The sequence below is a fragment of the Pusillimonas sp. genome, assembly GCF_029263785.1.
Lineage (GTDB): Bacteria > Pseudomonadota > Gammaproteobacteria > Burkholderiales > Burkholderiaceae_B > Pusillimonas.
In genome coordinates, this window is record NZ_JAJUFE010000003.1 from 85,475 (window position 1) to 98,074 (window position 12,600).

Consider the following 12,600-nt stretch of genomic DNA (forward strand, 5'->3'; position numbering starts at 1 on the left):
AATAACCCGGTCTGTCATCCGTTATTCACACGGTACGCTTATAGTGCGCGCAGGTATTCGAAACATCAGAGTCTGGAGGTAGGGCATATGTCGTTGTACGAAAAGGTAGGCGGCATTGTCCCTTCGCACAACGGGCCCGATCTTGATTTGCGCAGGCATCTCGATGACATCTTGCGCGACCGGCAGCTTACCCCCGTATTTCAGCCAATTGTCGACATACAGTTCGGAGCGATCCTGGGCTACGAAGGGTTGATACGCGGGCCTTCGGGGGGGCCTTTGCACCTGCCGCTGGACATGTTTCGAGTGGCTCGCGAGCATGGCCTGACCACCGAACTCGAAATTCTGTGTTGTCACACGCTAATCGAACGTTTCATTGATCTGGAGCTTCCGGGGCGGCTGTTTCTCAACATCAGTCCGGGAGTCTTGTTGCAATTGGGCGATGACGCCTCGGTGTTGATCAACGACTTCCGCCAACTGGGTCTGTACCCGAATCGGGTGGTTCTTGAGCTGACCGAAGATTTCACGCAGGATTGCCACGAACTGAACAGGCTCGTTTCCGAATATCGCCAAGCGGGATTCGAGCTGGCCCTGGATGATCTGGGCAACGGATACTCCAGCTTGCGACGCTGGTCTGAGTTCAGGCCTGATTATGTCAAAGTCGATATGCACTTTATTCAGGGCATTCACGACGACGGGCTGAAGCAGCAGTTCGTGCGCTCTATTCGCGACATTGCTCAACAGTCGGGCGCACTGGTGGTTGCTGAAGGCATAGAACACCAGGAGGAACTGAAGTTTCTCTTGAACATAGGTGTTCGCAGTGGCCAGGGCTTCTACATTGCCCGCCCCGAACGGACACCCTTGGCCGGACTGTCTGACGAGTTGGTGTCGGATCTGCACAAGCTCAAGACCGCAGCACACGCTTGGAAAGGTCAAACAGGCAAGCCGCTCGCAACTGCAGGCACCTTATTGCGCAATGTTCCGTGCGCATCGCCCACGATGACCAATGACGAGGTGTGCGAGCTGTTTTCGCAGCATCCTGACCTTCAATCTGTACCCGTAGTGGATAACGGCGTACCACAAGGCATGATACAGCGCGACGAGCTGATAGGCCGGTTCGCCAGACCGTATCAGCGTGAGCTTTACGGACGAAGAAACTGCACCTTGTTCATGGATGTCGCCCCGCCCATGATTGATCACTCCACCAGTCTGCAAAAACTTGGGCACATATTGACTGATACGTCTCAGTCCAGGTTGTTCAGTGACTTCATCATCATTGGGTCCGACGGAAAATACCTTGGAATCGGAACAACGCAGGACTTGCTGCGAGAGCTGACAGAAGTGCAAATATTGCACGCAAGGCACGCGAATCCCTTGACGCAATTGCCTGGTAACCTGCCGCTGAATCTGCATATTGAGCACCTGCTTGCCCAAGGCGAATGCTTCAGTGCCTGTTACGCAGATCTGGATAATTTCAAGCCGTTCAACGACATTTTTGGCTACGTTCAGGGAGACGAAGTCATCCAGATGACGGGCGCGTTATTGCGCAGTCACACGAGCGACGACGATTTCGTGGGACACATTGGTGGCGACGACTTCCTCGTCATCTGGAAAAGTCCGGACTGGGAATCCCGGTGCCACTGCCTGCTGGATGCTTTTTCGGTTTCCATGCGGGCATTTCTTGACAGCAACAGTCTCGTCGACAAGCACAACCCCGATGGCTATCTTGCAAATGATCGGCATGGGAGCCTGTGCCGGTTCGAATGGCCCAGTCTTTCCCTTGGTGTGATCTTGGTTGAACCCGCTCAGTTCGATACTTGCCACGACATAGCCACTGCAGCTGCCGAAGCCAAGGCGCAGGCGAAGACGATCAGCGGCAATAGTTTATATGTGGAACGCCGCCGCGCTGTACAGGCAAGATAAAGGCCGCATCAATTGCGGCCCTCGGGTCTGGAGTTGCCATCAGACTGCCCGCCGATACTTGCCCAACCCAGCTTGGCACCTCGGGACACCGCCGCATACACCGCAGCGTTCCGATTATGCACGTCCAGACGCTGGTATAACGTTTCGGTGTGAGCTTTTGCTGTAGCCACCGATATGTTCAGATAGCGTCCCACGGTTTTCATCGGATAGCCTCGCGACAATAATACGAGCACCTCATATTGACGCGGTGTCAGTCCCAGCATCTCGGACTCAGCATGAGCTTGCAAGGAAAGCTTGCTGCCATTTTCGCTGTGATTTGCTCCGTTGGGTACGTTAACGCGAGCTGATGACTTGTGCTTTTCGGTGGGCAAGAGCTGCTTGCGCAACGGAAAGCAGGTGCCGCCAGCCAGGACGAGTCGGATCGACGCCTCGAGCACCTCCGGCTCGGCGTTCTTGGCAACATATCCGGATACTGCCGGGGGCAAGGTGATCGACCCGGGCAGGTGATTATTATCAGAAAGAATCAGAATGGCGCGCGGTGCGTAGGCCTTTAGTACCGAATCTATTAGCTGATTGGCATCTTCGGCAGGCGAGATGGACAATAAGACCAGATCGATTTCTCGACTTTCGTCACGTGAAGCATGAAGGCTGGAGTAATCGGCACCTTCAACCGTGACATCGGGCATCACGTTCGCGATTAATTGCAGGAGTCCTAAACGGATTAATGCATGTGGCTCCACTACTTTGATAATGGTCATGCTTATATTCCTACGTGCGACGTTGCATGTAAGAGGACGAGAGTCGGTGCCTGTCCAGAGTCGCACGAAGATCCTTGCGGTAGGCAATGAATCGGTGTCGCGTGTGTAGAACGCTGGACCGGTGAATCCGGCGGCTCCTATCCCCTCTTTATACTAGCCAATATGCTTGGCCCTTAAGCGACGTCAATAATTTAAATGAAATATGTGGTGCAAGTAAATGATTACTTTGCAAATTAACTGAAACAATATGATTCATTCCCCATAATATGCTTCAATGGGGCGATGCGGTTCTGGCATCCAGACAGTCAAATTCGTACCGTCGCTCTACACCCATTCGCTCAGTCAAGACGAGCTCGATCCGACACTCGCCATTGGGAGACGATACCGCCAGACGGGGGAGCGCTACTGCTGTGTCGGCAGGAACGCTCAGCACGCCTCCCTGACTGATGCGGCTATTTCCCCGCTCGTGCGCCACGGTGGTGCGGAGCAAATACCGCACGCTGGTGTCGTGATTACTCTGCACGTAGGGAATGATGACCTCCGGGCGAGTGGCATTTTGCGTTTCCAACCAAGCTTGTAAATCGATATCGGCATTCATTTCCGTAGTACCTGTTTTCATTTGATTCAATTTGTTCAAAAGAACGGTCAAGGGACGGGCCGCGAAACGCCGGGCGTTAGCCAGGTCGCTCCGCGGCGCAGTCCGCCCGGGTTGCCGGCTTAGTGCTGCTTGATTACACCCATGTTGTACGAACCAACCTGGGTCAACGTGGCAGTGTGTCCCGAGTTTCTTTGCAGGATTACACCTTCGTTGCGATAGCCGTTTTGGTTTATCGTGGCATTCAGGCCACTGCCTTTCTGCTCGATATAACCATCGTTCATATGACCCGTCTGGTTGATCTGGGCAACGACCCATCCACCTTGACCTTGTTGCTTGATTCCAGCCAGGTTGTCGAAGCCACCTTGCGAGATCCCTGCGTCGGTGTTGTTGCCGCGCTGGGTTACCCAGGCCGTGTTGCCCCAACCCCAGGTTTGCTGGATGTTTGCGTACTGGTTGTTTCCGGGAACGGTCCAGAACCATTGCTGCGAACCGCTTTGATCAATGGTGGCGTCACCTGCACTGGCGGTTTGCGTGATCGTGGCATTGGCGTTGTTCACGTCTTGCTGGACAACAACTGCATCGTTGCTGTAGCCGTTTACGGTAATTGTGGCCGTCGCACCGTTGTTGTCATACTGCTCGATCGAGGAATCGTTCCACGATCCGGTCTGAGAAATGGTGGCCGTGTCTGCATGGGCTGCCCCGACGCTGAACATGACTCCGATTCCCAAAGCGATTGCCGATAGTTTGTAAGACATAGTGTATCTCCTCGTTAAGAAGACCGGGGTCGCTGCACGGGTACCCGGCGGTCTTCAGAACCGGGCCCGCTTAAACCGAATGACCCACGCTCATTGCAGCGGATCGACTGGTGCCGTGGATGCCACAGCGGGTGGTCCCAATTGCTCTTCTGTGATGGATTGGGCGTAATTGTTTTCCGCCTGCAGGTAACGCTGGACAATCGGGGTGTTCCAGTCCTCCGGGTTCTTTAATGCCCAATTGTTGTCTTTCAGGCCCTGCACGGTCAGATGAACGACGGCTGCCTCAATCGCTTCTTTCACACATAGCTGTGCCGGTTCGTTCTGGGTCAGGCCGCCCTCAATTTCAAGCAGATCCTTGAAATTGACGAACTTGAACACGCTTGGACGCACCTCGTAAGAGAAAATGGTCTTGGTGGTGGACACCGTCTGCAGGACGCGCCCCGTACGGATGTCTACGCTGCGAAGGCCTACAGTCACCTGATCCATGCGGTATTGAGTCGACAAACCGATGCCCAGGAAACGCGCACCCAGACCGCCCGTGCGAATATTGCTTTCGTACGAGATGATTCCCCCGTCAACCAGAATCGACGCAGGCAACAGGGCGGGAATCTGGACTTGCGGTGCCTCTTTATCCTGAGAACCATCCAGCGCTCGGACAATGCGCCGCTCGGTCAGCAGTTCTTGCAGACTTTCGCGTTCAACTGGCGTGAACCAGCCGGAATCTTTAAGCGCCTTGACAAGCATGGATGCTGCCCCCTGGGTTACCGACGTTGAAAAAGAGCTGTCGGGCGAGGGCTTGTATTGACCCGTCTGGTCACGAAAACCGTAAACGGCCACGACAATCTTCCCTTTTGGTTCAGGCAGGCGCAGCAGGTCGTGCGTTGACGGAGTGGGAGGCGTCAGCTGGGCCGGTGCACCCACGTCTTTGGGTTCGCGATACGTGGCGCAGGCAGTCAGCGCAGCGCAGGCCGCCATAAGCACTATCGCCCTGAATGCCCGGCGCATTCCCGCCCCCGTGTTGTGTGTGGCGGCCGTTTTCATTTGCCCACCTGAAACGTGGTTGAACCGCCGGTTACCTTGTCGGTTGTGGTAATGGAAAGCAATCCACCGCCGACGTCGACGATATTGATCGTGAAATTCTCGGTCTCGAGGGTGCCGGGTATGAGGTTCCCGTCTTCGCCAACGACACGTGATGTCGCCGAAGCCGCCAGACGTCCCAGAATGGCTCGCTCCAGGGTGTCCTGGAAGATCTCAAGAGGGGAGGGCTGATTGGCACCAAACAGGTTATCGTCGGCATCCGGGTCGGTATGCTTGTTGGTGGCCAGGGCCGAGTTCAGCAGGTTCGGTCCGTTAAGCGGAGGCCCACCAAAGGAAGGATTTAGCGGGAAATACACCAGCTCGGTCGAACTTGCCGGCTGAACCCACAGCGCGGTGGCCAGCGCGCCCATGCAGCAAAGTACGGTGCCACGCCATAACTTGTTCTGTTTCATTTAGAGCTCCTCTTTTCCCAGATCCTGGCTTTGCACCAGCATCCTTTGGATTTCGCTGTTGACCACGGCCTCGTACACGACTTTTGCAGCTTGTTGGCTTATGTCCTTTGCGGCCTGCCGTGCAGGAGAAAGAAACATGTGGAAAACCCGCTCCTGGCGGTATTGCACCCAGATTTCGCTGCCAAACTTGGTGGTCGGGCGTTCATGTACGGAGATGGAATAGCGCTGGTCGCCGTCCATCTCCCTCCATGAACGAGCGAAGAACTGATAAAAGTCGTTACCGAGTACAGTGACGGTACGGTTGATCACGATTCCGCTCAGGGGGTCGTCAAGCACGCTTTTTTCCGGGTGCGTCTTCAGCAGGTCCTCCTCCAGTCCGGCAGCCGTCGAATAGGCGGCGATCCAGCCCAGGGTGAAGAGCAAAGCCTGAAGATGCTTGTTGCAGCGGGTCATCTGTCCCCCCTCTACGGTTACATCAGAAAGGTGTTATTACTTGTCGAAACCGTGTGTTCATCTTAAATACGGGAGCCGTTTATCCGCATGAGATATACATCCTAGAAAGCACCCGCCGTTTGGCCTAAGAATAGGGTTGCAGCTACGCTGAAAGTCGGATAGAAGTGTCGTCTGCGCCCTCCCAACGACTGATTTCACCGTCTTCTGCATGATGAATGACCACCATACGGCTCAGACGGATGTCCTGAAGTTGGGGCGTGGAAAGAGCAAAGCGTTCGGCCAACTGAATATCGTCGGCCATACGTAGGCCCGTCGGCGGAATACGTGTGACTCGTTTGCGGTAGGTACCCCATAACATCAGTAACAAGGCGTTAATCGCGCAAACCGTCACATATAGAAGCAGCGCTGTAGGCGTTGCCACTACGCCGCCCATGAATGGGAATTCAAGGCTGTGATCGACCCCGTTCACCACCGCAATGACGCCGGCTGTCATCAGATAACTGAAAGCGAGCCACCCGATACCCGTCAGGGCGTAATCCAGGAGTCTGACTGGAAGCGGGCGTGGTGTTTGTACGAGTAAGCTCATGTCAACTCCTTGATGCCGCGATCCGGACTCGACCAGCGAGCGCGCCGGCGCCGGATTCGCAACATTACGTTAGGGAAACTGATCAGGGTCGTGCACAGATTGATCAGCCAGTACACGAAGGGGTACCAGACGATCCAATACAGAGAGCGAGCAATATCGGGCTCGTAGCGCCTTTCAATCAGGACGCTGATTGCGAACTGCAGCAGACAGGCGACGGCCAGGACCATGCCTGTGAACGCTGGTGGCCACACTCGGGACACCTGGGTTGCGGGCTCAACATCGACCAGAAGACCGACCAGCCAGAGACAGATGGTCAGAGCCATGGCAAAGGCCCAGATTGTGGACAACAGGTAATCGGCCATCAGTGGCCAAAGTCGACGCTGGTTCCAGTCCCAAGCCAGGGAGATGTTCTTGAGAAACACCTCGGCACCGCCCTGAGCCCAGCGTTTGCGCTGCTTCCACAAGCCCCTCACCGTCTCGGGCATCAGGATCCAGCACAAAGCGCGCGGCTCGAAGAACACCAACCACTGGTTACGCTGAAGTTTCCAGGTGATGTCGATGTCTTCCGTGATCATATCGAGACTCCAGTACCCGACATCATCGAGCGCCTGGCGCCGAAAGGCTGCCACTACGCCCGACACACTGAAGAGCTGCCCGTACACCCGTTGCGTGCGCTTGATCAGCCCGATGATGGACGAAAATTCGCCAACCTGAATCCGGCCGACCAGAGTAGAACGGGTCCGGATACGTGGATTCCCGGTCACCGCGCCGACCCGCGGCCTGTCCAGCATGGGCAGTACCAAATAGGCGGCGGCGTCCGGATCAAGCATGGCATCCCCGTCGATACAGACGATGTATTCACCGCGAGCGGCCAAGGCTCCCATGCGCAAGGCCATGGCCTTACCCTGATTCCGTGCCAGATGGATCACGCGCAGGGCCGGGAACCGCTCGGCGAGCTCATCGAACATGGCGCCGGTGGAATCGCTCGAGCCATCATTGACCGCAATCACCTCAATGTTGGGATAGTTTTGATTCAGCGCCGCGAGGATCGCCTCGGCCCCGTGATCGGCTTCGTTGTGGCATGGAATCACAATGGTTATCAGCGGATTGCCATGCAAAATCGGGGTGATCTTTCCGGGTGCCCAGGGCCACCGCTTTTCCCATGCCAGCCAGTAGTAAATCCCGCCCGCCATCCAGATGCCGGACATGAACAGGGGATAAAAAAACACAAACCCCAGCAGTGCACTGCTTGTGGACAAGAAGGCCAGGGCCAAAGGCGTGCCGATTACCAGGCCTAATAGCATGAGGGCAGTAAGACGGACTTTCATCGGAAGGGATACCAGTTGTTGGACAGAACGGGACGAATGATCTCGATACGGGGTTCGTTCGCGACAAAATCGTCAGGGTAGTAACCAAGATTGCGTGCACCGTTCATCTGCAGCCAACGCATCCAGTCCGCCAGAAGGATGGAACTCACGTGGCCCCCATCCGATCCATCCGGCTGCTCCCTCCAGTCTCGCGCTTGCAGCTCGAACACCGTACGATCCAAAGCTCCGGGTCGCGTGCCGACCTCATCGACCATCTTTTTGAGCCACGCCTTGCTATCCTTGTCGGCAATACCTTCCATCCACGGCATGGCCATCGGCGCGGTCCAGTCGTAAGCGACCAGGAAGTCGTCGAGATTTTGTGCAAACCAGGCTTCGCTTTCGGGCTCAACAATGGGGGGAGCAAACATATTGCGCGCAGTTTCCACCTGCGGGCCGCGCAATTCGTGTACGCGTTCTGCCAGATCGCGGGTGAAATCCACCAGATAGCGACTTTTGAAGCGTGTCCAGCGATGCATTTTTTGTGGATCCGCGCGCATTTCCTCGATGGAGTTCCCCAGCCCTGCCTCACGATAGGCCGCCAGGGCAAGGGGGCCGGCATCTTCAAAATCCGAGAGCAGCGCGTCGTCATGAAAGAGAATGCCGGCAAAGATGGCATTGCGCGCAAGATCCTCGTACAGTTCCATGACCTGCTGGCGGACGCGGGGATCGAATGGCGACAGACGTTCGTACTGCGAGGGATCCACCTTGGCTTCACCCGACCTGGGATCCCAGCGCGTGACGCGCGGCAACCCCGGATCCAGTTGAAAACTCAATACCGGCATCCAGGCAAAGACGCGCACCAGGGCCCGGCTTCGCAGTTGCCAGGCCGCGCGATTGAACAGATCAGCTCGAACCGGAAGATGGCGATTGGGGAAATACAACTCGCGCGCCAGACCATCGCCATCGGGATCGGCGAAAGCCTGCAAGAACACGACATTGACGCCCAGGTCCGCGACGCGCTGAACGAGCTGGTCCAGGTTACGTTCCATCTGCTCGGGATCACTGTCGTAGACGTAATCGAGATCCACATGGGCCACTCGTATCTCAACATCATTTTCCATGTTGACGACGGCCTGCGCGAAGGATTGCAAGGGGGGGTCGTTCGACAAAAGCAGTCGAGGAACACTGAACAGGTCATGGATCGATGCAAGGGAGTTCTCGAGGTTAAGGGCCATCTGGTAACCCTGTTCCTGTACGATCTTCAAGGCGGGCCCGCTGGCCTCACCATAAGGCCACACCCACACACGGGGCGACTTGCCTGTGACCTGCCGTATTTTTTTTGTAATGCGTGCCACGTCATCACGAACCCGAGTTTCGTAAGCGGCATCGCTTTCGTACTCGCCCTTTGCCATGTCGTACATTCGGGCGGCGGCAGCCGGCTGCAAGTTGCCTTGTGGATTGGCGACAACGCCGTAATGCATGGCATCGGTATGGGCGCCAATCTCGACCAAGCCTGATCTGGATACTTCGGCAATTTGATCCCAGGTCAGAAACCGCTCGCGCTCCACCATCTTGCCGCCAAAATCCACCAGCTGGTTATCAGGCGTACCTACCCAGGTTCCCACCGGTGCCAGGACAGCCGGCCAGTTGAACGCCTTCAATATTGGAAATACCCGCGTGTAAAAACTTCGGTAGCCATCATCAAATGTCAGGAGAACAGCCTGCTCTGGCAAGTCAGGGCCTCCGTTACGCGCCGCCAGGATCTGATCCACGGTGACAGGTGTATACCCGTTTTCGCGAAGCCAGGAAAATTGCTCCACCAGGTGGTCCGTGCGGACGGAAACATAGGACTGATCCGGGTCTTCATCCTCCACATCGTGATACGCCAGCACCAGGTAGTGATTACGCGGCCACGGCTTTTCAGAATGCTCTATTGGTCGTTGCTCGGGAGGCACAAAGCGTGGGGCGTGGCTGGCGCAACCTGCCAAAGCCAACAGTGCACAAAACAGGAAGACAAGGCAGTGCAGGCGGGTTGGATAGGCAGTCATCTTATGTCTCAGAATCGAAATTGAAGATCAAACATGACCCGGGCTTCACGTTCACGTACGCCGTCATAGGGACGGCTGACCCCTAAAATGCTGACTCCCGCATCAAGCCGCTCATTCAGACGCAATCGAAGGCCGTAGCCCAGCATTGCTATCGCGCCCGATCCATAGCCCCGTTGCGAATACAAGCCGCCGCCGAGCGTGAAGCGTTGCTCGATAACGGTTTCATAACGTCGGTACACGGTGTGAGTAAGCGACAGCGAGGGCAGTACCGTGAGGTCGGCGCGGGGGTTGAAATAGGGCGTCTCGCCAAGCGTATTGTGCGAAGCCGCTATATCGAGGTGCGCGTCCAGCTTCAGGTGTGGCGCGGTGTAAACTCGTTCATTACCCGCTATTCCCAGCTCAAGGCGCCGGTTTCCGTCGCTGAATTTCGAGGGAGAGATGCGGAAGCTCCATTCGCGTCGCTCGCTCGCTCGCCACCTGACATACGCATCCAGGCGATTGGACGTAATGTCGTTGGCCAATGCCTTCAAAGGCGTTTCCCGGGAACGAAACGCAACCTGCCCACCAATGCGCCACTGGTCGTTCAGATCGTAATCTGCCTGGATCCGCGCTCCGACCTTGGCACCCTGACCGTAATGGTTGGATGAGACTTCGGCTTCGGCGGTCAGATTACGGCTACGCCACTCGGCGCCGCCGCGATACCAGTGATAGTCTGCGTCGTAATCATCGAAGTCGGCCTGCGCAAATCCTCCGCCTGCAAAGCCCCTCCAGTTGTAGGCGACTGGAGGTGAATAGATGACGGTATCTATATTCAGATCGTGATTACCGGCCACCGGGCTGTCACCAGCCAAGCCCCGCGTTGCTGAAAGGCGTAGTTCGGCCCTATTATGTCGCTCCCAGTCCCTGAGCAAGCGCTGCACATGCAGGTTTTCCGGATAGCGGCCGACAGCGTTCTGGATGAGTATGTCCGCCTGCTCCCACTCCTGCAGATTCATTGCGGTGCGCGCCTGCTCTGTAATGACCTGGATCGATTGGGGCGTATGCGTCTCGGCGAGCTTGAGTTCTTCTTCTGCCCGGCGAGGCCAGCCGCGCGCAAGGTACACCTGTGCCAGCGAGCTGCGCAAGCCCGAGTGGCCCGGCGCCCGTGCGACCAGCGCTTCCATGTCCACCTGCGCTTGCTCCAGGTCGTCCGCGTAATGGTGACCCATCGCGACATACTGGCTTGCGGCGAGGTTCAGGTCATTGGGTTGCGGCAAGGGAGTACCTTTTTGCCAGCGCCAGGCGGGCTGCTCAATCAATGCCTCGGACATTACAGTTTGGGCAGCGTCAAACTGCTCTGACTCAATGTAGGAATAGAACAGACCTGATTGCCGACTGAGGCGGACCGCCGGGTCAATATGAGCACGTTCATCATTGAGAATTTGCAGATAAAGCTGCGCAGCCTTTTCGGGTTGACGTTGCTCGAGATAGGCGTCGGCGACATGTCCCAGGGCATAGCTGGGAACCTCGATGCCTTCGGCAAGCAAGTTCTCATACTCCGCCACCACGTCCTGCATGCGAACCCTGGAGTGCAGGGCAAGCAGCCGATCGACCCGGGCACGCTTGACGACGGCTTCCGGCAACGCGCGCGATTCCGTTGGTGCTACGGGATCAGCAGGCGGGGAGAACGGGCTTGGCTCCACTGTCAATGAGTCGTAGGCCTGAAGAGCCCTGGTCGCGACTTTGAAGCGCTCGGATTCTTGACGAGCTTCTTGCGACGACAGGCGGGTCAGTTCAGCCGCGCGATCCAGCTGCAAGGAGCGTAGCCGTGATTCCGGGACCAGCTCTGCATGACCCTGTGCGGTTCGCAAGGCGGCCTCAGATAATCCGGCGGCCGACAGAGCACTGATGTATTCTTCTACGACCGAACGATTTTTTGGCGCGATCGTGTAAGCCTTGGTCGCCGCTTCCAGTGCCGCGTAAGGCTGGTTGTTCAATCGAAGCGCATAACTCAGTGCGACAAGTCGCGATGGATCGCGCGGTGACCGGTTCACCAATTGCGTCGCGCTTTGCAGGGCCACATCAGCTTCACCCGAGTCCGCCAGAACCAGGGTCTCACCCAGATCGAAATCCTTATTACCCGGAAAGCGCTGCTTACCCTCGCGGTACAACTCCAGCGCCGACGTCCATTGATGCTCGTCGCGATACGCTCTTGCTACCGCCGATAGCGCTGCACGCGGCAAGGGCAGGGCGTTCGGCGGGAGATTCTGATATAGCTGCAGGACCTCTGCCGAACGACCCGTCCAGCCGGTGATAATCAGCTGGTCATATTTGATGCGCAAATTGTCGGGTTCAAGCGCGGCCTGTTCGGCCAGACGTTCCAGTGCCCAGTCATGGCGGCCTGCGCGAGCTGCTTCGATAACCTGCTGGTAATGATCGCGTTTGCTTGCGGTTTGCGCCAGGGCTGGCAGTACCGCGGTGACCAACAGGCAGGTCGTTACGCATTTGAGCGTTGCATTACGCCAAGCCCGTGGCCGTGCCGTCGACAACATGTCTGATTTTTTCTGGACGGCACGGCTCATTGGACCTCCCCCTCATGTTTACCCCTGGTGCAAATGTTAGACAAAGTGCTACACCGGTACATGAGCCGTACGACGTAATCTGGGTCCGGAAGACAGCCGTGATCAAGGTAGGCGGATTGCACGG

11 protein-coding genes are annotated in these 12,600 nt (G+C 56.6%); 1 reads left to right on the forward strand and 10 read right to left on the reverse strand.

Features of this window, described 5'->3' with window-relative positions; genetic code table 11:
- The first annotated feature begins 87 nt into the window (after positions 1-87).
- On the forward strand, positions 88-1,920 hold the full coding sequence (locus tag Q1J88_RS01685) for a GGDEF domain-containing protein (protein WP_301115664.1): 1,833 nt from the start codon (positions 88-90) through the stop codon (positions 1,918-1,920).
- A gap of 8 nt (positions 1,921-1,928) precedes the next feature.
- Here Q1J88_RS01685 and Q1J88_RS01690 read toward each other — a convergent pair whose 3' ends face one another.
- From Q1J88_RS01690 to pgaA, 10 genes are all read right to left on the reverse strand, one after another.
- Positions 1,929-2,678, reverse strand: a complete 750-nt coding sequence (locus Q1J88_RS01690) for a response regulator transcription factor (RefSeq protein WP_301115665.1) — start codon at positions 2,676-2,678, stop codon at positions 1,929-1,931.
- 271 nt (positions 2,679-2,949) lie between these two features.
- The gene (csgH, locus tag Q1J88_RS01695; RefSeq protein WP_301115666.1) at positions 2,950-3,297 is read right to left on the reverse strand and encodes a curli-like amyloid fiber formation chaperone CsgH; all 348 of its coding nucleotides are present in this window, start codon (positions 3,295-3,297) and stop codon (positions 2,950-2,952) included.
- Positions 3,298-3,395: 98 nt separating this feature from the next.
- On the reverse strand, positions 3,396-4,031 hold the full coding sequence (locus Q1J88_RS01700; protein ID WP_301115667.1) for a hypothetical protein: 636 nt from the start codon (positions 4,029-4,031) through the stop codon (positions 3,396-3,398).
- Positions 4,032-4,121: 90 nt separating this feature from the next.
- Positions 4,122-5,072: a CsgG/HfaB family protein gene (locus Q1J88_RS01705; protein WP_301115668.1), complete on the reverse strand. Its 951-nt coding sequence runs from the start codon at positions 5,070-5,072 to the stop codon at positions 4,122-4,124.
- Positions 5,069-5,521 (reverse strand): curli assembly protein CsgF, encoded by a 453-nt coding sequence (locus Q1J88_RS01710; RefSeq protein ID WP_301115669.1) that lies wholly within the window; start codon positions 5,519-5,521, stop codon positions 5,069-5,071. The genes Q1J88_RS01705 and Q1J88_RS01710 overlap by 4 nt, the downstream gene beginning before the upstream one ends.
- Positions 5,522-5,974, reverse strand: a complete 453-nt coding sequence (locus Q1J88_RS01715) for a curli production assembly/transport protein CsgE (RefSeq protein WP_301115670.1) — start codon at positions 5,972-5,974, stop codon at positions 5,522-5,524.
- Positions 5,975-6,116: 142 nt separating this feature from the next.
- Complete coding sequence (pgaD, locus tag Q1J88_RS01720) at positions 6,117-6,560, reverse strand: poly-beta-1,6-N-acetyl-D-glucosamine biosynthesis protein PgaD (RefSeq protein WP_301115671.1); 444 nt, start codon at positions 6,558-6,560, stop codon at positions 6,117-6,119.
- A complete protein-coding gene (gene pgaC / locus Q1J88_RS01725) occupies positions 6,557-7,888 on the reverse strand; it encodes a poly-beta-1,6-N-acetyl-D-glucosamine synthase (protein WP_301115672.1) in 1,332 nt (443 codons plus the stop codon). The genes pgaD and pgaC overlap by 4 nt, the downstream gene beginning before the upstream one ends.
- Complete coding sequence (pgaB, locus tag Q1J88_RS01730; RefSeq protein ID WP_301115673.1) at positions 7,885-9,915, reverse strand: poly-beta-1,6-N-acetyl-D-glucosamine N-deacetylase PgaB; 2,031 nt, start codon at positions 9,913-9,915, stop codon at positions 7,885-7,887. Before pgaB ends, pgaC begins: the two co-directional genes overlap by 4 nt.
- An 8-nt stretch (positions 9,916-9,923) precedes the next feature.
- The gene (gene pgaA, locus Q1J88_RS01735) at positions 9,924-12,476 is read right to left on the reverse strand and encodes a poly-beta-1,6 N-acetyl-D-glucosamine export porin PgaA (protein ID WP_301115674.1); all 2,553 of its coding nucleotides are present in this window, start codon (positions 12,474-12,476) and stop codon (positions 9,924-9,926) included.
- Positions 12,477-12,600 lie beyond the last annotated feature (124 nt).

Coding starts and splice junctions, on each gene's coding strand:
- Q1J88_RS01710 (WP_301115669.1), bottom strand. CDS start 5,521: ATGAAACAGAACAAGTTATGGCGTGGCACCGTACTTTGCTGCATGGGC.
- pgaA (WP_301115674.1), bottom strand. CDS start 12,476: ATGAGCCGTGCCGTCCAGAAAAAATCAGACATGTTGTCGACGGCACGG.
- Q1J88_RS01700 (WP_301115667.1), bottom strand. CDS start 4,031: ATGTCTTACAAACTATCGGCAATCGCTTTGGGAATCGGAGTCATGTTC.
- Q1J88_RS01715 (WP_301115670.1), bottom strand. CDS start 5,974: ATGACCCGCTGCAACAAGCATCTTCAGGCTTTGCTCTTCACCCTGGGC.
- Q1J88_RS01685 (WP_301115664.1), top strand. CDS start 88: ATGTCGTTGTACGAAAAGGTAGGCGGCATTGTCCCTTCGCACAACGGG.
- Q1J88_RS01690 (WP_301115665.1), bottom strand. CDS start 2,678: ATGACCATTATCAAAGTAGTGGAGCCACATGCATTAATCCGTTTAGGA.
- pgaC (WP_301115672.1), bottom strand. CDS start 7,888: ATGAAAGTCCGTCTTACTGCCCTCATGCTATTAGGCCTGGTAATCGGC.
- pgaB (WP_301115673.1), bottom strand. CDS start 9,915: ATGACTGCCTATCCAACCCGCCTGCACTGCCTTGTCTTCCTGTTTTGT.
- pgaD (WP_301115671.1), bottom strand. CDS start 6,560: ATGAGCTTACTCGTACAAACACCACGCCCGCTTCCAGTCAGACTCCTG.
- Q1J88_RS01705 (WP_301115668.1), bottom strand. CDS start 5,072: ATGAAAACGGCCGCCACACACAACACGGGGGCGGGAATGCGCCGGGCA.
- csgH (WP_301115666.1), bottom strand. CDS start 3,297: ATGAAAACAGGTACTACGGAAATGAATGCCGATATCGATTTACAAGCT.